Source organism: Sphingomonas sp. GW821-FHT03E12 (assembly GCF_059420685.1).
Genome location: NZ_JBWKUF010000004.1, coordinates 276,189 through 296,379, shown reverse-complemented (window position 1 = coordinate 296,379; position 20,191 = coordinate 276,189). Strand labels below are relative to the sequence as shown.

Below are 20,191 nucleotides of genomic sequence, written 5' to 3'. Positions count from 1 at the left end.
GCCGCGCAGCAACCTGACACCCCGACTTACAATCGAGACAAAGGTGACAGAATAAATCGCGTTCCGCGTAACTTCGTCAACTTCGGTTGACACGCTCCGTCACCCTGACAACCGCCCGCCACCCCCGCGGGCGCACCAGAATACAGCGGCGCAGCTGTTACTGGGCAGGCGCGTGAATTATTAACCCGGCCCTCAATATGTCGAGGCCTCGCGACAGGGAATCGGGGCAATTATGCTGGCACGCACTTTCACCAGGCGCTGGGTCATAACAGTTTTGCTGCTCATATTGTTTATTGCAGCATTTCCATTTGTCCTTCCCGCGCTTGCCCGAGCGACAGGATGCCAGCGCATCGGAGGTGCCTGCGGCGCAGTTGCCGCAGTTTTTGGCATTTACCTTCGCCTCCCCGTCGTAATTGGCGTCGGGGTGTACCTGTCCGTCCTCACCTGGAAGCGCGCCAGACTGGTTGGGTCGCGCCCCTGGACCACTATATTTGTCGTATTGATGTATCTTTCGGCATTGCCGGCCATATTTTCCTTTGGAAACTTCTGGGGAGCCAATTTCGCCCTGGGCATGATCTGGATCGCCCAACCGCTAGCAGCTCTCACCATGCTATTGGCGACATTGGTGGCGCTAAGCTGCTTGCCTGATGACATTGAAGCGTGGCGCGGCCAACCGCATACAATGACGATGATTTCTGGCGGATTGGCTTTGCTGCTCACGATGAACCAATGGCTATTCGGGCTGGGCCTGTTGCCCTTCATCGGCGGCTTTCTACAATTCGCCCTGCTCCCTATTCAGATAGCCCTCGCCCCTCTTTATCGCCTGGTCGGTAGCAGTGGCTTGCTGATCGTGGCCGCCGCCTTGATCGCGTCCCTCTCCCTTTGGGTGATCACCGCGCGGCGCGTTCAGCCTGCGAACGATGGCAGCGCCCTTTCATAAGCCCACCGAAGGCCAACCCCAACCCACCCCACCCTTTTCCTCACCCTCCCCACGTGTTAACCATCTTTTCCCAGAGGGGGAGCGGATGCCGCAGCACGACATCCAGGGCCGTCACGAGCGGCTGGCGCGGGCGATCGGCCTGCTCGATTCAGCGTCCGGCTGGGACGATGCCATTCCGATCCTGCGCGATCACACCCGCGCCGTCGCCGATGCCGACGGCATCACCGTGGTGCTGCGTGAGGGCGACGAGGTGTTCTACGCCGCCGAGGATGCGATCAGCCCGCTATGGACCGGCCAGCGCTTTCCGGTCGAACGCTGCATCTCGGGCCTTGCGATCATGGCGGGCGAGCCGATCCTGATCCCGGATATCCGCAACGATCCGCGCGTCCCGCTCAACGCCTATCTCGCGACCTTCGTTGCCAGCATGGCGATGTTCCCGATCGGCCGCGCCGCCGCGCTCGGCGCCTATTGGCGGCACCCCGGCGCCGTCCCGCCCGAAACGGCAGAGCTGATGACCCGCCTCGCCGATGCCGCGGTCCGCATCTTCGATCCCAGCGCCCCGCCCGCCCGCCAGGCCGGCTAGCGCTCACATTGACTTTTGGCAGCATTGTTGCCATATCGCGCCGCAGCGAGGCGTCATGCAGCGTGATCGGACGTGCCGGGAACCCGGCCGCCCCGGCTCCGCCTCGGTTGATTACAGGCTTCCCTAGTCACGCGGGTCGTCATTTTTGACCCCGCCTCCGCGCGCGCTTTCGGCGTGCGCGTCGGCCTTCATTGCAAAGAGATTCCTTTGACCGAATTCAATACCCTCGGCCTGTCCGAGACCACCCTCGCCGCGCTTGCTGCGAAGGGCTACACCACCGCGACCCCGATCCAGGCGCAGTCGATCCCGGCGCTCCTGCAGGGCCGCGACCTGCTGGGCATCGCCCAGACCGGCACCGGCAAGACCGCCGCGTTCATGCTGCCCTCGATCGAGCGCCTCGTCGCCTCGAACAAGCGGGCGCAGCCGCGTGGCTGCCGCATGCTCGTCCTTGCGCCGACGCGCGAACTGGCCAGCCAGATCGCCGAGAGCGCGCGCCAGTACAGCAAGGGCACCAAGCTCAGCGTCGCCACCGTGTTCGGCGGCACCTCGATCCACAAGAACAAGACCGATCTCGCGCGCGGCGTCGACATCGTCGTCGCGACCCCGGGCCGTCTCGTCGACCTGATCGACCAGTGCTACGCGATCCTGCTCGGCATCGAGATCCTCGTGCTCGACGAAGCCGACCAGATGATGGACCTTGGCTTCATCCATGCCCTGAAGCGCATCGTCCGCGAGTTGCCGAGCAAGCGCCAGACCCTGTTCTTCTCGGCGACCATGCCCAAGTCGATCCGCGACCTCGCCAACCAGTTCATCCATGAGCCGATCGAGGTGAAGGTGACGCCGGTGGCGACCACCGCGGAGCGCGTCGAGCAGTTCGTCACCCATGTCAGCCAGAGCGAGAAGCAGTCGCTGCTGACGATCAAGCTGCGCGACGAGAGCATCGATCGCGCGCTGATCTTCACGCGCACCAAGCACGGCGCCGACCGCGTCGTGAAGCTGCTCGCCGCCAGCGGCATCGCCGCCAACGCGATCCACGGCAACAAGAGCCAGCCGCAGCGCGAGCGTGCGCTCGGCGAGTTCCGCTCGGGCAAGGTCAAGCTGCTCGTCGCGACCGACATCGCCGCGCGCGGCATCGACGTGTCGGGCGTCAGCCACGTCTTCAACTTCGAACTGCCCAACGTGCCGGAGCAATATGTCCACCGCATCGGCCGCACCGCGCGTGCGGGCAATGACGGCGTCGCCATCAGCTTCTGCGCCGATGACGAGCGGACCTATCTGCGCGATATCGAGCGGCTGACCCGTCAGAAGCTCACCGTCGTTCCGCTGCCCGAGGACTTCGTCAACGAATCCGCGAAGATCAAGTCGGCGCGCGGCCCGATCCCGATGAGCCGCGACGAGATGAATGGCCGCAACGGGCGGACAATGGCGGATCGCAACGCGCATCACCGCCACAATTCGCAGAGCCAGCGCGGCCCGCGCGCCAACCCTGCTGGCGACCGCCGTCAGGGCGAACCGCGCGGCGATCGTCCGCAGGGCGAGCGTCACGCACGCCCCGAGGGCCAGCGCCAGACGCTCGGCGCCAGCTTCGGCGGGCGTGAAGACGGTGGCCGCAACGGCAACGGCCAGCGTCCGCAGGGCGACCAGCCCCGCTTCTATGGTCCCAAGAAGAAGAAGTGGGCGCCCCGCCCCGCCGGCGGCCAGCGCAGCGGCGGCGGACGCTAAGCAATCGTGACAGCGGCGGGCGGCCTCAGGGTCGCCCGTTTGCTATTGGGCAGAGGCCGACACGCCTCCCTTCCGACTCACCGGCGCCGGCGCGCCGCGTCGTCCTCCTGCGCAGCGATCAGACGATCGATCCGCTCATAGCCGGTCACCGCCTCATTGCCGCCGCCACTGATCAGCGGCGCCGCGCGGCGATACAGGTCCAGCGCGCGCCGGTAATCGCCCGCCGCCTCGGCACACAGGCCCAGGTCGAAGGTGATCGAGGGGTGATTCGGCGCCTGCGCGTCCATCGCCCCCCACGCAGCACACGCCCCGCGCAGGTCGCGCTGGGTCTGGCGGACGATATCCTTGAACGGCCGGTTGAATTCCTTGGCCAGGCCCTTGGTGCTCTCGCGGAAGCGGATGCTGTAGGTCTCGACCACCGGCGCGATGTCGCGGCGCACCTCGCCCGCAATACCCTCGATCATCCCGCGCACCGTTTCCTCCACCGTGCGTGAAGGTTCGTCGCCGCGGCACCAGCTGATCTCGTCGCGCTTGGGCTTGCCCGCCGTATAGACGACGCGTCCGTCGGCGCTGCGCACCAGCCGCAGGTCGGCGCTCACATTCACCACCCGGCGCGTGCAGCTGACCTCGACCTCCGCCTCGCGCAGGCACTTGCCGCTGTCCCTGCCCCCTTCGCGCTCGACGCAGCGCTTCTGCTTCTCTTTATAATAGCTGTCCTGCACGCCGCTCGTCACCGCACCGCTCAGCACGCCCTCCGGCCCCTGCCCGCCGCCAAATGCCGCGATCAGGTCGAAATGCGGCTGCCCGTCGACATCGGGCTGGGAAAGCGCGCGCTCGATCGCCATTTCCAGCTGGCGTCCATCGCGTCCGTTGAACCGGTCGATCCCCAGCGAATCGAGCATGGCCGCGTCCCGATGGGGCGGGGCGAACTTGCCCGTCATCTGAACGCTCTCGGCAAATGCCGGCTCCGCAGCGGTCACCGCCGCGACAAAGCAAAGCACCGCGCTCCGCCCGAACTGCTGCGTTCGCATGATTCCACCCCGCGAAAATGCTTAATGAAACAATATTCCGTTACGGTTTCGCATCGAAGTCCCCCTGTCGCAAGGCCGGCGATGTTACAGCCGCGCGTCACGCGGGTTGAAACCGCCGCCCCCCTTTGCTACGCGCCCGCCAACCCAAGCAGGGGCTGCCGGTTCATTCGGCGCGCCCCTTTTTCGCATGGGGCCATTTTCGAGATTCCTAGAGGAAGCACGCGTCCGTGGAGAATTCCGGCGGTATTCAAGCAAGTCTAAGCGGTCGCTATGCCACCGCCCTGTTCGAACTGGCGCGTGAGAAGGGCGCGATCGACAAGGTCGAATCGAGCCTTGCCGCGGTGAAGCAGGCGCTCGCCGATTCGCCCGACTTCGCGGCGCTCACCAGCAGCCCGCTCGTCGGCCGCAACGATGCGACCAATGCGGTCGCTGCGGCGGCAAAGGTGATGAAGCTCGATTCGCTCACCGCCGATTTCCTCGGCGTGCTGGCGCAGAACCGCCGCCTCGCCGCGCTGGCGAACATCGTCCGCGACTTCCGCACCCTCGCCGCGCGCCATCGTGGCGAGACGAGCGCCGAAGTCGTGTCGGCGCATCCCCTTTCCCCCGCGCAGGTCACCGCGCTCAAGGCGCAGCTGCGCGAGCGCGTCGGCCGCGACGTCAATGTCGACCTGTCGGTCGACCCCTCGCTGCTGGGCGGTCTGGTCGTGAAGATCGGCTCCCAGATGATCGACAGCTCGATCAAGACCCGTCTCAATTCCCTCGCGCACGCGATGAAAGGCTAAGGCTAAGACAATGGATATCCGCGCCGCAGAAATCTCGAAGGTCATCAAGGACCAGATCGCCAATTTCGGCACCGAGGCAGAGGTCAGCGAGACCGGCCAGGTGCTGAGCGTCGGTGACGGCATCGCGCGCGTCCACGGCCTCGACAACGTCCAGGCGGGCGAAATGGTCGAGTTCGCCAACGGCGTGCAGGGCATGGCGCTCAACCTCGAAGCCGATAACGTCGGCATCGTGATCTTCGGCTCGGACGCCGAGATCAAGGAAGGCGACACCGTCAAGCGCACCGGCACCATCGTTGACGTTCCGGTCGGCAAGGGCCTGCTCGGCCGCGTCGTGGACGGCCTCGGCAACCCGATCGACGGCAAGGGCCCGATCGACTCGACCCAGCGTTCGCGCGTCGAGGTGAAGGCCCCGGGCATCATCCCGCGCAAGTCGGTGCACGAGCCGGTTCAGACCGGTCTCAAGGCGATCGACGCACTCGTTCCCGTCGGCCGCGGCCAGCGCGAGCTGATCATCGGCGACCGTCAGACCGGCAAGTCGGCCGTCGCGATCGACACCTTCATCAACCAGAAGACCGTCAACGCGGGCGATGACGAGGGCAAGAAGCTCTATTGCGTCTATGTCGCCGTCGGCCAGAAGCGCTCGACCGTCGCCCAGCTCGTGCGCACGCTCGAAGAGAATGGCGCGATGGAATATTCGATCGTGGTCGCCGCGACCGCGTCGGACCCCGCCCCGCTTCAGTTCCTCGCGCCCTATACCGGCTGCGCGATGGGCGAGTATTTCCGCGACAACGGCATGCACGCCGTGATCGTCTATGACGATCTGTCGAAGCAGGCCGTCGCCTATCGTCAGATGTCGCTGCTGCTGCGCCGTCCGCCGGGCCGCGAAGCCTATCCGGGCGACGTCTTCTATCTTCACAGCCGCCTGCTGGAGCGCGCCGCGAAGCTCAATGATGCCAATGGCAATGGCTCGCTCACCGCGCTGCCGATCATCGAGACCCAGGCGGGCGACGTGTCGGCCTATATTCCGACCAACGTGATCTCGATCACCGACGGCCAGATTTTCCTCGAGACCGACCTGTTCTTCGCGGGCATTCGCCCGGCGATCAACGTGGGTCTGTCGGTGTCGCGCGTCGGCTCGTCGGCGCAGACCAAGGCGATGAAGAAGGTGTCGGGCTCGATCAAGCTCGAGCTCGCCCAGTATCGCGAAATGGCTGCGTTCGCGCAGTTCGGCTCGGACCTCGACGCCTCGACCCAGAAGCTGCTCAACCGCGGTGCGCGCCTGACCGAACTGCTCAAGCAGCCGCAGTTCTCGCCGCTGCCGTTCGAGGAGCAGACCGTGTCGATCTTCGCCGGCACCAACGGCTATATCGACAGCGTTCCGGTTCAGGACGTCGTCCGCTACGAGGCCGCGATGCTGGCCGAGATGCGTTCGAAGCATGCCGACATCCTCAAGGATATCCGCGACAGCAAGGACCTGAGCGACGCCACCAAGGCCAAGCTCAAGGACGCGCTGGCAGCGTTCGGCACGACGTTCGCCTGATCGCACGCCGGTGACCGACCACTCCCTCCTTGCGTGGACGCTTCTCAGCATCGGCCTCGTGCTGACGCCGGGGCCGGACACTATGCTCGTCGCGGGTCACGCGGCGCGTGGAGGGGTGCGGGCCGGTCTCGCGGCGGTCGCGGGCGTCGGCCTGGGCGGGCTGTGGTACATGGCGCTGTGCGGCTTCGGCTTCCTCAGCATCCTTACCGCTTTCCCGACCCTGTTCATCGTCGTGAAGACCACCGGTGCGATCTACCTTGCCTGGCTCGGCTTCAAGCTGCTGCACGGTGCGGTGCGTCCGGCTCCGGTCTCGGCTGAGGCGCCGGCCTTGGGCAAGCCCTTCTGGCAGGGCCTGCTCTCGACGGCGCTCAACCCCAAGGTCGCGCTGTTCTTCCTGGCGATCCTGCCGCAGTTCGTGGGCGAAGGCCCCGGCGCCCCGCTCAAGGGCGCGCTGCTGATCGCCGTGCCTTATGTGCTGGGCAGCTTCTGGCTCACCGCTCTTGCTTTCGTCGCCGCCCGTGCGGGCCGCGCCGCGAAGCAGAGCAGCGCGATGCGCTGGGTCGAAGGTCTGCTCGGTGCGGCATTCATTGGTCTCGCGGGCCGTCTGGCCCTTGCTCGGAATTCGTAAATGGCAAGTTTGAAGGCCCTCAAGGTCCGCATCGGCTCGGTGAAGTCGACGCAGAAGATCACCAAGGCGATGAAGATGGTCGCCGCCGCCAAGCTGCGCCGTGCGCAGGAAGCGGCCGAGGCCGGGCGTCCCTACGCCCAGCGTCTCGAAGCCGTCGTCGCCTCGCTCGCCAGCAAGGTCAGCATCAGCGAGGCTTCGCCCAAGCTGCTCGCCGGCACCGGCAAGGATCAGGTCCACCTGTTCGTCGTCGCGACCTCGGACAAGGGCCTGGCCGGCGCGTTCAACACCAACATCGCTCGCTTGGCGCGCCGCCGCGCGCAGGAGCTGGTGGCCGAGGGCAAGACGGTCAAGTTCTACACCATCGGCAAAAAGGGCCGTGCGGTGCTGAACCGGCTCTTCCCCAAGGACATGCATCACGCGATCGAGCCGGGTGACCTCGGCAAGCTCGTCTTCGCCGATGCGCGTGGCTATGCCGACGACCTGATCGCCCGCTTCGAAGCCGGCGAATTCGACGTCGCGCACCTGTTCTATTCGAACTTCAAGTCGGTCCTGACCCAGGAGCCGACCGAGCAGCAGATCATCCCGGTCGCGATCCCCGCGGCGCCGGAGGGTGACGCCGCCGCTTCGGCCGTCACCGAATATGAGCCGGGCGAAGAGGAAATCCTCGCCGACCTGCTCGGCCGCAACGTCGCGATCCAGCTCTACCGCGCGATGCGTGAGAATGCCGCGTCGGAGCAGGGGTCGAAGATGACCGCGATGGACAACGCCACGCGCAACGCGGGCGACCTCATCAAGCGTCTGTCGATCCAGTATAACCGCGCGCGTCAGGCCGCGATCACGACCGAACTGGTCGAGATCATCTCTGGCGCCGAGGCGCTCTAAGGCCGATGCGTACCGCCGCCCTCCTCCTCCTCGCCGCGACCGCACTCGCGGGCTGCAATGGGCAGCCCGGCGGATCGAACGTCGCTGCGCCGGAGAATGCGGCGGTGGAGAAGCCGGGTTCGCTGGCGGACGCCTTCGCCGATCCGGCGGCGACGGTCATCAAGCTCAACCAGTTCGGCTACCGCCTCGGCGCGTATGAGAATGGCCCCAATGGCTTCGCCGCTAACGGCGAGCCGGTCTTCCTGTCGCAGTCGGATGCCAAGAACCCCAACCGCGGTACCGTCGAGCTTTCGGGCAAGGATGGCGCCGCGATCGACACCATCGTCTTCGCGCTCAGCGTGACCGACGATGCCAACGCCGATACGGCGAAGAAGCGGCTGACCGACAATGTCCGCGCCTTCCTGTTCCAGTACGGCGTCAAGGACGGCGGCGCGCTCGACGCCATCGCCAAGGAGCAGGACGCCAACGGCCCGATCGGGAATGCCCCGGCGGCCATCGCGGTGGACAAGGGCGCCAAGAACACCGGCGCTCTCCGCCGCATCACCGTGACTTTCACACGCCCGACCGTTCCGGCCCCGGCCGAAGCGGCGGAGCAGACCAAGCAACCCTGATCGAAGCATTCGCCAAGCAAGGACAATAGACATGGCAACCGCAGCCCCCGCAGAAAAGCCCGCCCGGAAGCCCCGCGCGGCCAAGCCCAAGGCAGACGCACCCGCGTCGGCAACTGTCGCCGCAGCCGGCGCTGGCCGCATCGCGCAGGTGATCGGCGCGGTCGTCGACGTCGCCTTCGACGGCGAACTGCCGGCGATCCTCTCGGCGCTCGAGACCGACAATAACGGCAACCGCCTCGTGCTCGAGGTCGCCCAGCATCTCGGCGAGAACACCGTCCGCACCATCGCGATGGACTCGACCGAGGGTCTGACCCGCGGCCAGGCAGTCGTCGCCACCGGCGCGCAGATCCAGGTTCCGGTCGGCCCCGCAACGCTCGGCCGTATCCTCAACGTCGTCGGCGAGCCGATCGACGAGCGTGGCCCGGTCGCCACCGACCTGCGCGCGCCGATCCACGCCGAAGCCCCGCTGTTCGTCGACCAGTCGACCGAAAGCGCGATCCTCGTTACCGGCATCAAGGTCATCGATCTGCTGGCGCCCTACGCCAAGGGCGGCAAGATCGGCCTGTTCGGCGGCGCCGGCGTGGGCAAGACCGTGCTCATCCAGGAGCTGATCAACAACATCGCAAAGGGCCATGGCGGCACCTCGGTGTTCGCGGGCGTGGGTGAGCGCACCCGTGAGGGCAACGATCTCTATCACGAGTTCCTCGACGCCGGCGTTATCGCCAAGGACGCCGACGGCAACGCGATCAGCGAAGGTTCGAAGGTGGCGCTGGTCTATGGCCAGATGAACGAGCCGCCGGGCGCCCGCGCACGCGTCGCGCTCTCGGGCCTCACGATCGCCGAGTATTTCCGCGACGTCGAAGGCCAGGACGTGCTGTTCTTCGTCGACAACATCTTCCGCTTCACCCAGGCGGGCGCGGAAGTGTCGGCACTGCTCGGCCGTATTCCGTCGGCCGTGGGCTACCAGCCGACCCTGTCAACCGACATGGGCGCGCTGCAGGAGCGCATCACCTCGACCAACAAGGGCTCGATCACCTCGGTGCAGGCCGTGTACGTCCCCGCGGACGATCTTACCGACCCGGCGCCGGCGACCTCGTTCGCCCATTTGGACGCGACGACCGTGCTCAACCGCGCGATCTCGGAGCTGGGCATCTACCCGGCAGTGGATCCGCTCGACTCGACCAGCCGCGTGCTGGAGCCGCGCGTCGTCGGTCAGGATCACTACGACACGGCCCGCGCCGTCCAGTCGATCCTCCAGAAGTACAAGTCGCTTCAGGACATCATCGCCATCCTCGGCATGGACGAGCTGTCGGAAGAGGATAAGCTGACCGTTGCTCGCGCGCGGAAAATCCAGCGCTTCCTGTCGCAGCCGTTCCACGTCGCCGAAGTCTTCACCGGCATCTCGGGCGAGTTCGTGCAGATCGAGGACACGATCAAGTCGTTCAAGGCAGTCGTCGAGGGCGAGTATGACCACCTCCCCGAAGCCGCCTTCTACATGGTTGGTGGCATCGACGGCGTGATCGCCAAGGCCAAGAAGCTGGCCGCCGAAGCCTGATGCGTCTGCGCGCCGCCCGGACTGTCGCGGTATGTACCGCGCTGCTGGCCGGCGCGCCGATCGCCGTGGCGGCGCAAACCGCGCCTCCCGCCAAGGCGCCCACGGCGCCACGACCGCTTCCGGTGGCCGAAATCTCGCTTCTCGAGGACGATGTGGCGGACACCGCCTCGCGGCTGTGCCCGGATATATTGTCGGGCAAGGTCAAGCTGCCCGCTCCCGGAACGGAGGCCTGGTGGCACGGCTACCGGCTTGAGGAGGGGCTGCCCAAGGCTGCGATGGACGCGCTCGGCCGGGACGGATTGACCCTGATAGCCCGGGCCACGTTGGCACACGGAACGGCCACGGACGGTAGCTTTGTCGTCGCGCTGGGTGGGGCCGCGGGGGAGACCTGCCGCCTGATCGTGTATCGTGCCATCCCGGCCACCGGTCTTGCGGCTCGCGTTTCAGCGCGCATGTCCACACCTAAACACGGCTGGAAGGCTTTGCCCGGTTCACAACAAACTGCCGCCGCCGACAAGCTCAGCCTGTTGCTGCGCCGCGACGGCAAGCCGTACCTCGCCAATCTGCTCACGCCAAAGACGGCCGGTCCGGTCGCCCTGGCGATTGTCGTCGCCGCGGTTCCGCCGCACGTGACGTTGCCCCAAGGATTCTGACATGCCTCTCCACTTCGAACTCGTCACCCCGGAACGCCTCGTCCGCTCTGAGGAAGTCCACATGGTCGTCGTTCCCGGCACCGAGGGGGACTTCGGCGTGCTGGAGGGCCATTCGCCCTTCATGTCCACGATCCGCGACGGCAATCTGGAAATCTACAAGACCGCGGGCAATCAGAGCCCGGAGATCGTTCGCATCGAAGGCGGCTTCGCCGAGGTGAACGAGAACGGCCTGACGGTCCTCGCCGAAAAGGCCGAGTAACCGCGCAGCGTCCGGACGCACGAAACGACAAAGGCCGCGGGGCGACCCGCGGCCTTTTGCGTTCATGGTCCGTGTTTTTCAGGGTGTTCGCCGGTAGCTCCAGCGCATCGCCTTGCTCCCGTCGGCGAGCGAGATTTCGGCGGTCAGCTCATCGCCCTTGAGCCGGTAATGGATGCGCTGCGGATAGTCGTGCGCGGCGTTGACGAAGGTGATCCCCTCCCCGCCCGCCACAGCGCGAAACGCCGTGGGCGGCTTGCCGCCGGGCTGCGCCTGATAGACCGCTGTATCGCCGTCCATCGTGATCCGCAGATATTCGAAGGCGACCGTCCTGTCGCCCTTCACCATCTGCGACACGCCCAGCATCATCCCGCCCGCAGCCGGCTGCCATTGTTCGCAGGTCCGGGTCGGCCCGCCCTCGGCAGTGCACCAGCGCCCCGCGAGCCATTCGGGCAGCCCGCCCATAGCGGGTGCCGCGCCCGGCAGCATCAGCATCAATCCCAGCGTCTTCCACATCATCCGCCGTCTCCTTCCCTGTTCACCCATCGCATAGCGCATTCACGCGCCCGCTGGCTTGAACCGATGCGACATGGCAGGTTCGCCGGGTGCGCTACGCCGAGACGCCTCCGCCCCCCGAACTCGACGGTCTTGTCGAAGCCGTCTGGACGCTCGACGTCGGCGCGGACGGCTGGGTCGATCATCAGGCGGTGCCCGACGGCTGTATCGAGCTGATCCGCCGTCATTCGGGCCGCTCGGTCTGGCGGAGCGAGCAGCCGCCGCTGTTCGTCACCGGGCTCGCGCTCCAGCCCGCGGTGCTGCGGTTCAGCGGCGATGCGCGCTTCACCGGCATCCGGCTATGGCCCTGGGCCTGGCACGCGCTGGGCGGCAGTTCCTGCCGCGACTTCGCCGATGGCTGGCGCGCGATTCCGGACCGCGATCCGCTCGCCGCGTTGCTCCCCGGCGAAAGCGACCCGATACCCCGCCTCGCCAAGGCCTTTGCCGGCCAGCACCAACCGCCCATCGCCGCGATCCGCCATGCCGAGAGTGTCGAGGAACTGGCGCGGTTGACCGGACTCTCAACCCGCCAGCTTCAGCGCATCTGCGCGCGGGAGACCGGCATGGCCCCGCGCAGCTATCTGCGCCTGCTCCGCTTCCGGACCGCGGTCAGCGGCATCCAGTCCTCCGAAGCGGCGCTGGCCGATACCGCGGCCGCATCCGGCTACGCCGATCAGGCGCACATGACCCGCGAGTTCCAGTCGCTCGCCGGCCTTCCTCCCGGCCGTGCCCGTCGTCGCGCCCGCGGACCCTTCGTCTAGGACCGGCGCTAACGGCCTTCATGTGGCGGCAGCAACAGATGGCAGCCGGCAGTGATTCCGCCTGTGAAACCACCCGAGATACGCCGCCAGCTCCAAGGCCACGCAAATACTCGCCTCAAAGCGCTTGTTAGCGGTAAACATAAAGACCCGTTTTATTAGTCCGTACATCGACACAAATAGCAATAGTTTACATCATCGATTTGGGTACTACTCCGGATTGTAACTCCAATAACACCCGTTAGGCTTCCCGCACCCCGGGGAAACTACAGAAGAACCGCCCTGTGGATACTGTAGGAGAGACTGCGCCATGAAGAAATTAGGTGAGTCGAAAGCGGTTGCGCCATTGGTGGCGCTGGCCTTTGTTGGAAGCTGGATACTGCCGGCGAGCGCGGCAAACGCTCAGGAGGACAATCCCTACGAATATTGCCTTGCCACCTGCGACAGCCTGACCGGGGATGCGCGAGCGGCATGCAGGGCGGATTGCTTCGGCCCGACCGATCCCGGCGCCGGAGAGGGCGACGGAGGCCCGCCCGAAGGCTGGCCTGCCCCTCCACTGCCTCCGCCCCCGCCCCCGCCTGGCGGCGGCGACACGAGGCCGCACTGAGATGGGGAAGCGGCGGGGGGAAACCTCCGCCGCTCTTTTGCGGGCCTGATTCCGGAGCGCCGGGTCTCTCGCCAGCGCCGATGGTTAGGAACTTGTAAAATCTTGCCCGCTATCCCCTCAGCGTTGAGCTAGTGGGGATTTGAGCGTGAGCGCATTCGGACGTCGCAGCGGACCTGGGGCAACACCCGCCCGGCCGGCTTTCGGCGTCGCGCGCCCGATGCAGGGCGGTGCGCCGGCGGCGCGCCCCAAGGAACCGATCGGTGGCGACCAGTTCCCCGCGATTCAGGATGTGCCGCTCCCCGGCGCGAACCAGCGCGAATCGGAGCCTGCCAGCACGGTCCCGCAGTCCACCACCGACGCGATGCAGCGCCTTGCCGATCGTCAGGCGGCCAGCAGCGAAGCGGGCAGTTCGCGAGTCGAGGGATTCGAAGCCTCGATCCACCGCATCAAGGAACAGGTGCTCCCGCGCCTGCTCGAGCGAGTCGATCCCGAGGCTGCGGCGACGCTCAACAAGGACGAGCTCGCCGAAGAATTCCGCCCGATCATCGGCGAAGTGCTTGCCGAGCTCAAGCTGACGCTCAACCGCCGCGAGCAGTTCGCGCTCGAAAAGGTGCTGGTCGACGAACTGCTTGGCCTTGGCCCGCTCGAAGAGCTGCTGGCCGACAGCGCGATCAGCGACATCATGGTCAACGGCCCCGAGCAGACCTTTGTCGAGCGCAAGGGCAAGCTCGAGCTCGCCAACATCCAGTTCCGCGACGAGGAGCATCTGTTCCAGATCGCCCAGCGCATCTGCAACTCGGTCGGCCGCCGCGTCGATCAGACCACCCCGCTCGCCGACGCCCGCTTGAAGGATGGTTCGCGCGTCAACGTGATCGTGCCGCCGCTGAGCCTCAAGGGCACCGCGATCTCGATCCGCAAATTCTCGGACAAGCCGATCACGCTCGACATGATGGCCGGCTTCGGCTCGATGTCGACCAAGATGGCGACGATGCTCAAGATCGCGGGCGCGTGCCGTTTCAACATCGTCATCTCGGGCGGTACCGGTTCGGGCAAGACGACGATGCTCAACGCCCTGTCGAAGATGATCGACCCGGGCGAGCGCGTCCTGACGATCGAGGACGCCGCCGAACTTCGTCTGCAGCAGCCGCACTGGCTCCCCCTCGAAACCCGCCCTCCCAATCTCGAAGGTCAGGGCGAGATCACGATCCGCGACCTCGTCAAGAACGCGCTGCGTATGCGTCCGGACCGCATCATCCTGGGCGAAATCCGCGGATCGGAGTGTTTCGACCTCCTGTCCGCGATGAACACCGGCCATGACGGCTCGATGTGTACGCTCCACTCCAACAGCCCGCGCGAATGCCTCGGCCGTATGGAGAACATGGTGATGATGGGCGACATCAAGATCCCGAAGGAGGCGATCAGCCGCCAGATCGCGGATTCGGTCGACCTGATCGTCCAGGTGAAGCGCCTGCGCGACGGTAGCCGCCGCGTGACCAACATCACCGAAGTCATCGGCATGGAAGGCCCGGTGATCGTCACCCAGGAGCTGTTCAAGTTCGAGTATCTGGACGAGAGCGCCGACGGCAAGATCATCGGCGAATATCGTTCGATGGGGCTGCGTCCCTATACGCTCGAAAAGGCGCGTTCGTTCGGCTTCGATCAGGCGCTTCTCGAGGCGTGCCTCTGACCGCTCGCCCGCAGCCGGGCGTTTGCAAACGGGACATTAACCACGCCTGCAACGGCTGGCGTGCCTGCGTGCAGGCGATACGCTCGCCGGCATGGATGTCCGTGCAGCCATGACCTTCGCGCTCGCCCTGCTCGCAATGCTCGCGCCCGCATCGGATGCGCAGGCTGCGCCACCGGTCACGCACCTCGCGACCGATACCGAGGCGCGCTGGGTGCCGTTCGAACTCACCGCCGGCAACCAGATCCGCTTCCGCACCCTGCTCAATGGCCACTGGGTCGATGCGATCCTCGATACCGGGGTCAGTGATACCGCGGTCTCGGCACGCTTCGCCCGTGCTGCCGGCATGAAGCCGCTGGTCGCGGGCCAGGCCGATGCGATCGGCGGAAGCGTGGCACTGAGCTGGGGGGCGATCGACCGCGTCGAAGTCGGTGGCCTCGTCCGGACCGGCGGCCGCATCGCGATCATCGACGCGGATCCGCGTGTGACGGGCGCTGCGCCGGTCGACCTGTTCATCGGTGCCGATCTGCTCGCTGCGCACGCGCTCGAGATCGACTATGACGCCCAGCGTTTCCGTCTGCTGCCTTCAGGGCGGATGCCCTTTCGCGGAACCACTGCGCCCCTGCGCCTGGCCGGCCCCGCCGGTCTCTATCTCAGCGAGCTCGATCTGGGCGGACGCCGGCATCGCCCGGTGATCGTCGATACCGGGGATGGCAGCATGGTGACGCTCACCCGTACCGCATGGCGCGGGATCGAGCGGGCGGGCGGCAGCGTCACCACCGCAATCGCCTGGGGATTGGGCGGCCAGGTGGAGAGCGAGGTGACGATCGTCCCCGCGCTGCGGATCGCGACCCTCCCGGCAAGCGAGGTCGAGTTGCGGATCGAACCGGACTCGGGTTTCTCCTCGCGCAAGGGCGCGGCAGGGCGGCTGGGCGGCGGATTGCTGCGCCGGCACCGCGTCCTGCTCGATCCCGGTGCCGGCCGCATGGTCCTCGCCCCCGCCGCGCGCAGCGACTGGCCGGTCACACGCTCGACCAGCGGACTGATGGTCGGCCAGCGCGGCGACCGGCTGCGCGTCCTGCATGTGATGCGCGGCAGCCCCGCCACTGCGGACTGGCAGGCGGGCATGGAGATCTGCGCCATCGACGGATCGCCGATTCCGGCGGCCTATGCGACCAGCCCGCTCGCGAGCTGGTCGACGGGCGCGCCCGGGCGCGTCGTGCGGCTGCTGCGCTGCGACGGCTCCGAGCACAGCCTGACCCTCGCGCGCTTCTACTAGCCCTTGATGGCCAGCGCGGCGGCAATGACGGCGCCGAGCATTGCCATGACCTGAATCAGCGTCCACGGCACCCAGCCGACCCGGTCGAGATCGCGCCGCTTCGCACGGCGCCAGTCGGCAAGACCGCTCCCCGCCGCCACAGCGGCGAACGTACCTGCGACTATCCATAACGGCGCCAATAACGACCCTTGCATCGCTGCACGCTCCACTGCACCAAGCGTCCCATATCAGAGAGGAGCCTCGAATGCGCAACGCCCTGACTTTCGCTGCCATAACCGCCACCGCACTCGTCAGCGCCGCCGCGATCGGCGCGCCGCAGATGGGAAGCATCAGCAAGGAATTGAAGGCGGCGGTCGCCGCGCCTACCCGCACTCCGGCCAATACGGTGCGCGACAAATACCGCCACCCGGCCGAAACGCTCGCCTTCTTCGGGGTGAAGCCGAGCGATACGGTCGTCGAGCTCTGGCCCGGCGGCGGCTGGTACACCGAGATCCTGGCACCCTATGTCCTCAATGGCGGCGGCACCTATTATGCCGCCTCGCTCGAGAAACTGTCGGGCGGAACCAGGCGGATCATGGCCGAGAAACCCGACCTCTACGGCAAAATCAGAACCGCACATTTCCCGGTGTTCGATGCCGCCGACGTCAAGGTGCCCGACAACAGCGTCGATGTCGTCCTCACTTTCCGCAACGTCCATAACTGGCGGATGGGCTATCAGCGCGACGACAAGCAGGATTATTCGGCCGCGGCATTCAAGCAGATCTTCGCGATGCTCAAGCCGGGCGGCACGCTCGGCATCGTCGACCACCGCCTGCCCGAGAATGCCGACGCCGAGCGCGAGCGGACCAGCGGCTATATCAAGACGTCGACGATCAAGAAGCTCGCCGCGGACGCCGGCTTCCGGCTCGCCGGCGAATCGCAGATCAACGCCAACCCCAAGGATAGCGCGGACTGGAAGGACGGCGTGTGGACGCTCCCACCCAGCTACCGGCTCAAGGACGTCGATCGCGCCAAGTACGAAGCGATCGGCGAAAGCGACCGGATGACGCTCAAGTTCGTCAAGCCGAAGTAAGGACTACAGACCGTCATCCCGACACCGGCCGGGATGACGGTCAGGCGGCCCTGCGCGCCGTTATTGGCTCTTGTGCACCACACCCGCGCGCATCACGAAGCCGACCGATTTCAGCAGCTTGACGTCGCTCAGCGGATCGCCATTCACGGCGATGATATCCGCACTCTTGCCCGGCTCGATGCTGCCGACTTCCTTGGCGAGGCCGAGCAGGTCGGCGGCGTTGACCGTCGCCGCCTGGATCGCCTGCATCGGCGTCAGGCCGTGCTTGACCAGCAGCTCGAACTCATCGGCGTTGCGGCCGTGCTTGGACACGCCGGCATCGGTGCCGAACGCGACCTTCACCCCGGCCGGCACCGCCTTCTCCAGCGCCTTGCCCGTGATGGTGATGCGCCAGTCGATCTTCGCACGGACTTCCGGCGGATAGGCGTTGGGATCCTTGGCGATCCGTTCCAGATAGCCGTTCACGGTCGATAGCGTGGGCACGTAATAGGCCCCCGTCTTCTTGAACAGCGCGATGCTCTCGTCGTCGATCAGCGTGCCATGCTCGATCGAATCGACCCCGGCGCGCAGCGCCACCGCGATGCCGTCGGCGCCATGCGCGTGCGCCGCGACCTTGCGGCCATAGAGGTGCGCGGTCTCGACGATCGCCTTGGCTTCCTCATCGAACATCTGCTTGCCCAAGCCCGCGCCGATGCGGCTGTTCACACCGCCGGTGGTGGCAATCTTGATCACGTCGGCGCCGCGGCCGATCTGCAGGCGCGTCGCCTTGCGGCACTCGTCCGCGCCGTCGCACAGATTCGCCACGCCGACCGCCTCGTGCAGTTCCTCGACGATGCCCAGCCGGTGATCGCCATGCCCCGAAGTGGTGGAGATGCCCATGCCCGCATCGACGATCCGCGGGCCGCTCACCCATCCGCGCGCGATCGCGTCGCGCAGCGCCAGCGTCGCCCCCTCGTCGCCCAGGTTTCGCACCGTGGTGAAGCCCGCCATCAGCGTCTTCTGGGCGTTCCACAGCGCTTCATAGGCGCCCATCTGCTTGCTCTCGGTGAACCCGGCGAGCAGCCCCTCCTGGCCGGCACGGTCGGAGCTCAAATGGACATGGCTGTCGATCAGTCCGGGAAGGACCGTGCGATCCTTGAGGTCGATCACCGGCGCCTCGCCCAGCGGCGTGACATACCCTTCATAGACGCCGACGATCTTGCCGCCCTTCACCGCGATCGTGCTCGCCCCGCGCGGCGCCTGTCCCGGCCGGTCGATCAGCTTGCCGGCGTGGATGTAACGATCCACCTGCGCGCTTTGCGCATGCGCCGCACCCGCGAGCAGCATCGCCGCGGTGAAAGCAGCCAAATTCCTCATAAGTCTCCCCGTTTCGTTTCCGGGGAGCCTATGAGCCTCAGCCGAGCTTGTCGATCTTGTCCTGCAGCGAAGCAAGCTGCGCCTTGAGCGCGGCGATCTCGTCGTCCTTGCTCTTCTCGGGCGCCGGAGCGGCGGCGGCACCCGGCGCACCTGGCTTGAACGCTTCGGCCGCGGCTTCGAACATCGCCATGTTGCGCTTGGCGATTTCAGCGAAGGGCGAATTGGCGAACGCGCCCTCGACCGCCGACTTGAACTGCGCCTGGTTGCGGCGGAAGCTGTCCATCGACGCTTCGAGATAGCCCGGCACCACCGCCTGCATCGAATCGCCATACAGGGCGATCAGCTGGCGCAGGAAGTTCACCGGCAGCAGCGTCTGGCCGCGCGCTTCCTCTTCCATGATGATTTGCGTCAGGACGTTGTGGGTGATGTCTTCCTCGGTCTTGGCGTCAACGACCTTGAAGTCGCGGCCCTCGCGCGTCATCGCAGCGAGATGATCGAGGGTGATGTAGGACGATGTTTCGGTATTGTAGAGGCGCCGGTTCGCGTACTTCTTGATGATGACCGGGCCGTCGGTATTCGCCGTCTTCTTCATCTTGACCCCCACGGGTGTTTGAAATGGTCCTAACACCCTTTGATACCGCACCGCAACACGGGCCGCGCCCGTTACCTCTCTTTCTGGGACTGCTGCGCAGCGAAACCGCAGCATCGCCCGAACGCCGCGCTGCCGCACTGGCCGGGCTCGCCGCCTATCAGTCAGCCGCCCGCCCCCGTCCCCGCCGTCCGATGCCCGTCATCGCCCAGGCCGGGCGTGCGATGCTGCGCGACTATGGCGGAAACGGCCCGCCCGTGGTGTTCGTTCCCTCGCTGATCAATCCGCCGCTGATCCTCGACATGCCGTATCGCCGCTCGCTGCTGCGCTGGCTCTCGCGTCAGGGCATACGTCCGCTGCTCATCGATTGGGGAACGCCGTCACCGCAGCATCGCACGCAGGACGTGGCGCAGCATGTCGAGGAGATGCTGATCCCGCTGCTTCGCAGCATCGGCGAGCCAGCGGCACTGACGGGCTATTGCCTGGGCGGGACGATGGCGATGGCGGCCGCCGCGGCGGTGCCGGTGCGCGGACTGGCGCTGATCGCCGCGCCGTGGCGTTTCTCCGGCTTCGGCGCGGAATCGATCGCACGAATCGAGTCGTTGTGGGAGGGCGCTCACGAGACCTGCGACCAGCTCGGCTTTGTTCCGATGGAGGTGCTTCAGGCGGGCTTCTGGCAGCTCGACCCCGCCCGCACCGTCGCCAAGTACGAACGCTTCGGAAGGCTCGATCCAGCGAGCGCGGCCGCCAAATCCTTCGTCGCGATGGAGGACTGGGCCAACGCCGGTGCACCGCTCACCTTCGCCGCCGGCCGGCAGATCTTCGACGACCTGTTCACCGCCGATCTGCCGGGTAGTGGGCGCTGGCGGGTCGCGGGCGCGATCGCCGATCCCGCGGCGCTGCCCTGCCCTGCGGTCGAATTCGTCTCGCTCACCGATCGCATCGTTCCTGCCGCCAGCGCTGCCGGATTTCGCGACCGGCGCGAACTGCGGCTCGGCCATGTCGGGATGATGGTCGGATCATCCGCCAGGGATGCGCTGTGGCGCCCATTGGCGGACTGGCTCACCGGCCTTAGATAGCCCCCAAATCCATCATGGAGTCGCACGCA

The 20,191-nt window shown here is 66.4% G+C and carries 21 protein-coding genes; 16 read left to right on the top strand and 5 right to left on the bottom strand.

Features of this window, described 5'->3' with window-relative positions; genetic code table 11:
* Window positions 1-232 precede the first annotated feature (232 nt).
* The 3 genes from AC07TU_RS14645 (at window position 233) to AC07TU_RS14635 (ending at window position 3,245) form a co-directional block, all read left to right on the top strand.
* The gene (locus AC07TU_RS14645) at window positions 233-940 is read left to right on the top strand and encodes a hypothetical protein (RefSeq protein WP_495188659.1); all 708 of its coding nucleotides are present in this window, start codon (window positions 233-235) and stop codon (window positions 938-940) included.
* Between the two features lie 85 nt (window positions 941-1,025).
* The gene (locus AC07TU_RS14640; protein ID WP_495188658.1) at window positions 1,026-1,523 is read left to right on the top strand and encodes a GAF domain-containing protein; all 498 of its coding nucleotides are present in this window, start codon (window positions 1,026-1,028) and stop codon (window positions 1,521-1,523) included.
* A 207-nt stretch (window positions 1,524-1,730) separates the two neighbouring features.
* Window positions 1,731-3,245, top strand: a complete 1,515-nt coding sequence (locus AC07TU_RS14635) for a DEAD/DEAH box helicase (protein ID WP_495188657.1) — start codon at window positions 1,731-1,733, stop codon at window positions 3,243-3,245.
* Between the two features lie 77 nt (window positions 3,246-3,322).
* Here AC07TU_RS14635 and AC07TU_RS14630 read toward each other — a convergent pair whose 3' ends face one another.
* On the bottom strand, window positions 3,323-4,276 hold the full coding sequence (locus AC07TU_RS14630; protein WP_495188656.1) for a tetratricopeptide repeat protein: 954 nt from the start codon (window positions 4,274-4,276) through the stop codon (window positions 3,323-3,325).
* Between the two features lie 227 nt (window positions 4,277-4,503).
* Between AC07TU_RS14630 and AC07TU_RS14625 the strand changes: the two genes are divergently transcribed.
* Genes AC07TU_RS14625 through AC07TU_RS14590 form a run of 8 tightly spaced genes read left to right on the top strand, consistent with a single transcriptional unit; the run spans window position 4,504 to window position 11,186 of the window.
* Entirely contained in the window at window positions 4,504-5,058 is a 555-nt protein-coding gene (locus tag AC07TU_RS14625; protein WP_495188655.1) for a F0F1 ATP synthase subunit delta, read from the top strand.
* Between the two features lie 10 nt (window positions 5,059-5,068).
* Window positions 5,069-6,598, top strand: a complete 1,530-nt coding sequence (gene atpA / locus AC07TU_RS14620; RefSeq protein WP_495188654.1) for a F0F1 ATP synthase subunit alpha — start codon at window positions 5,069-5,071, stop codon at window positions 6,596-6,598.
* Window positions 6,599-6,608: 10 nt separating this feature from the next.
* A complete protein-coding gene (locus AC07TU_RS14615) occupies window positions 6,609-7,226 on the top strand; it encodes a LysE family translocator (protein WP_495188653.1) in 618 nt (205 codons plus the stop codon).
* On the top strand, window positions 7,227-8,108 hold the full coding sequence (locus tag AC07TU_RS14610) for a F0F1 ATP synthase subunit gamma (protein WP_495188652.1): 882 nt from the start codon (window positions 7,227-7,229) through the stop codon (window positions 8,106-8,108).
* Window positions 8,109-8,113: 5 nt separating this feature from the next.
* Window positions 8,114-8,719 carry a hypothetical protein gene (locus tag AC07TU_RS14605; RefSeq protein ID WP_495188651.1) on the top strand — a complete coding sequence of 202 codons (606 nt, stop codon included), beginning with the start codon at window positions 8,114-8,116 and terminating at the stop codon, window positions 8,717-8,719.
* A 31-nt stretch (window positions 8,720-8,750) separates the two neighbouring features.
* Window positions 8,751-10,274, top strand: a complete 1,524-nt coding sequence (gene atpD / locus AC07TU_RS14600) for a F0F1 ATP synthase subunit beta (RefSeq protein ID WP_495188650.1) — start codon at window positions 8,751-8,753, stop codon at window positions 10,272-10,274.
* On the top strand, window positions 10,274-10,927 hold the full coding sequence (locus tag AC07TU_RS14595) for a hypothetical protein (RefSeq protein WP_495188649.1): 654 nt from the start codon (window positions 10,274-10,276) through the stop codon (window positions 10,925-10,927). The genes atpD and AC07TU_RS14595 overlap by 1 nt, the downstream gene beginning before the upstream one ends.
* 1 nt (window position 10,928) lies before the next feature.
* Window positions 10,929-11,186, top strand: a complete 258-nt coding sequence (locus AC07TU_RS14590; protein ID WP_495188648.1) for an ATP synthase F1 subunit epsilon — start codon at window positions 10,929-10,931, stop codon at window positions 11,184-11,186.
* 78 nt (window positions 11,187-11,264) lie between these two features.
* Here AC07TU_RS14590 and AC07TU_RS14585 read toward each other — a convergent pair whose 3' ends face one another.
* A complete protein-coding gene (locus AC07TU_RS14585) occupies window positions 11,265-11,702 on the bottom strand; it encodes a DUF6265 family protein (protein WP_495188647.1) in 438 nt (145 codons plus the stop codon).
* 86 nt (window positions 11,703-11,788) lie between these two features.
* On the opposite strand from AC07TU_RS14585, the gene AC07TU_RS14580 reads away from it, so the two are divergent.
* The 3 genes from AC07TU_RS14580 to AC07TU_RS14570 all read left to right on the top strand — a co-directional run bounded on the left by AC07TU_RS14580 (window position 11,789) and on the right by AC07TU_RS14570 (window position 16,066).
* A complete protein-coding gene (locus tag AC07TU_RS14580) occupies window positions 11,789-12,499 on the top strand; it encodes a helix-turn-helix domain-containing protein (protein WP_495188646.1) in 711 nt (236 codons plus the stop codon).
* Window positions 12,500-13,248: 749 nt separating this feature from the next.
* Window positions 13,249-14,790, top strand: coding sequence for a TadA family conjugal transfer-associated ATPase (locus AC07TU_RS14575; protein WP_495188645.1), 1,542 nt, complete (start codon window positions 13,249-13,251; stop codon window positions 14,788-14,790).
* A 91-nt stretch (window positions 14,791-14,881) separates the two neighbouring features.
* The gene (locus AC07TU_RS14570; protein WP_495188644.1) at window positions 14,882-16,066 is read left to right on the top strand and encodes an aspartyl protease family protein; all 1,185 of its coding nucleotides are present in this window, start codon (window positions 14,882-14,884) and stop codon (window positions 16,064-16,066) included.
* Here the strand turns inward: AC07TU_RS14570 and AC07TU_RS14565 are convergent.
* Complete coding sequence (locus AC07TU_RS14565; RefSeq protein ID WP_495188643.1) at window positions 16,063-16,206, bottom strand: hypothetical protein; 144 nt, start codon at window positions 16,204-16,206, stop codon at window positions 16,063-16,065. The two genes, AC07TU_RS14570 and AC07TU_RS14565, sit on opposite strands and share 4 nt — an antisense overlap.
* Before the next feature lie 104 nt (window positions 16,207-16,310).
* Here AC07TU_RS14565 and AC07TU_RS14560 point away from each other — a divergent pair, with 104 nt between their 5' ends.
* Window positions 16,311-17,138 (top strand): class I SAM-dependent methyltransferase, encoded by an 828-nt coding sequence (locus AC07TU_RS14560; RefSeq protein ID WP_495188642.1) that lies wholly within the window; start codon window positions 16,311-16,313, stop codon window positions 17,136-17,138.
* 60 nt (window positions 17,139-17,198) lie between these two features.
* Here the strand turns inward: AC07TU_RS14560 and AC07TU_RS14555 are convergent, their stop codons facing one another.
* Together AC07TU_RS14555 and phaR are read right to left on the bottom strand one after the other, a co-directional pair.
* Window positions 17,199-18,494, bottom strand: coding sequence for a metal-dependent hydrolase family protein (locus AC07TU_RS14555; protein ID WP_495188641.1), 1,296 nt, complete (start codon window positions 18,492-18,494; stop codon window positions 17,199-17,201).
* A 37-nt stretch (window positions 18,495-18,531) separates the two neighbouring features.
* A complete protein-coding gene (gene phaR, locus AC07TU_RS14550; protein WP_495188640.1) occupies window positions 18,532-19,086 on the bottom strand; it encodes a polyhydroxyalkanoate synthesis repressor PhaR in 555 nt (184 codons plus the stop codon).
* 23 nt (window positions 19,087-19,109) lie between these two features.
* Between phaR and AC07TU_RS14545 the strand changes: the two genes are divergently transcribed.
* Window positions 19,110-20,162 (top strand): alpha/beta hydrolase, encoded by a 1,053-nt coding sequence (locus AC07TU_RS14545; RefSeq protein WP_495188639.1) that lies wholly within the window; start codon window positions 19,110-19,112, stop codon window positions 20,160-20,162.
* Window positions 20,163-20,191 lie beyond the last annotated feature (29 nt).

Coding starts and splice junctions, on each gene's coding strand:
- AC07TU_RS14645 (WP_495188659.1), top strand. CDS start 233: ATGCTGGCACGCACTTTCACCAGGCGCTGGGTCATAACAGTTTTGCTG.
- AC07TU_RS14640 (WP_495188658.1), top strand. CDS start 1,026: ATGCCGCAGCACGACATCCAGGGCCGTCACGAGCGGCTGGCGCGGGCG.
- AC07TU_RS14630 (WP_495188656.1), bottom strand. CDS start 4,276: ATGCGAACGCAGCAGTTCGGGCGGAGCGCGGTGCTTTGCTTTGTCGCG.
- atpA (WP_495188654.1), top strand. CDS start 5,069: ATGGATATCCGCGCCGCAGAAATCTCGAAGGTCATCAAGGACCAGATC.
- AC07TU_RS14610 (WP_495188652.1), top strand. CDS start 7,227: ATGGCAAGTTTGAAGGCCCTCAAGGTCCGCATCGGCTCGGTGAAGTCG.
- AC07TU_RS14605 (WP_495188651.1), top strand. CDS start 8,114: ATGCGTACCGCCGCCCTCCTCCTCCTCGCCGCGACCGCACTCGCGGGC.
- atpD (WP_495188650.1), top strand. CDS start 8,751: ATGGCAACCGCAGCCCCCGCAGAAAAGCCCGCCCGGAAGCCCCGCGCG.
- AC07TU_RS14595 (WP_495188649.1), top strand. CDS start 10,274: ATGCGTCTGCGCGCCGCCCGGACTGTCGCGGTATGTACCGCGCTGCTG.
- AC07TU_RS14590 (WP_495188648.1), top strand. CDS start 10,929: ATGCCTCTCCACTTCGAACTCGTCACCCCGGAACGCCTCGTCCGCTCT.
- AC07TU_RS14585 (WP_495188647.1), bottom strand. CDS start 11,702: ATGATGTGGAAGACGCTGGGATTGATGCTGATGCTGCCGGGCGCGGCA.
- AC07TU_RS14570 (WP_495188644.1), top strand. CDS start 14,882: ATGGATGTCCGTGCAGCCATGACCTTCGCGCTCGCCCTGCTCGCAATG.
- AC07TU_RS14560 (WP_495188642.1), top strand. CDS start 16,311: ATGCGCAACGCCCTGACTTTCGCTGCCATAACCGCCACCGCACTCGTC.
- AC07TU_RS14555 (WP_495188641.1), bottom strand. CDS start 18,494: ATGAGGAATTTGGCTGCTTTCACCGCGGCGATGCTGCTCGCGGGTGCG.
- phaR (WP_495188640.1), bottom strand. CDS start 19,086: ATGAAGAAGACGGCGAATACCGACGGCCCGGTCATCATCAAGAAGTAC.
- AC07TU_RS14545 (WP_495188639.1), top strand. CDS start 19,110: ATGGTCCTAACACCCTTTGATACCGCACCGCAACACGGGCCGCGCCCG.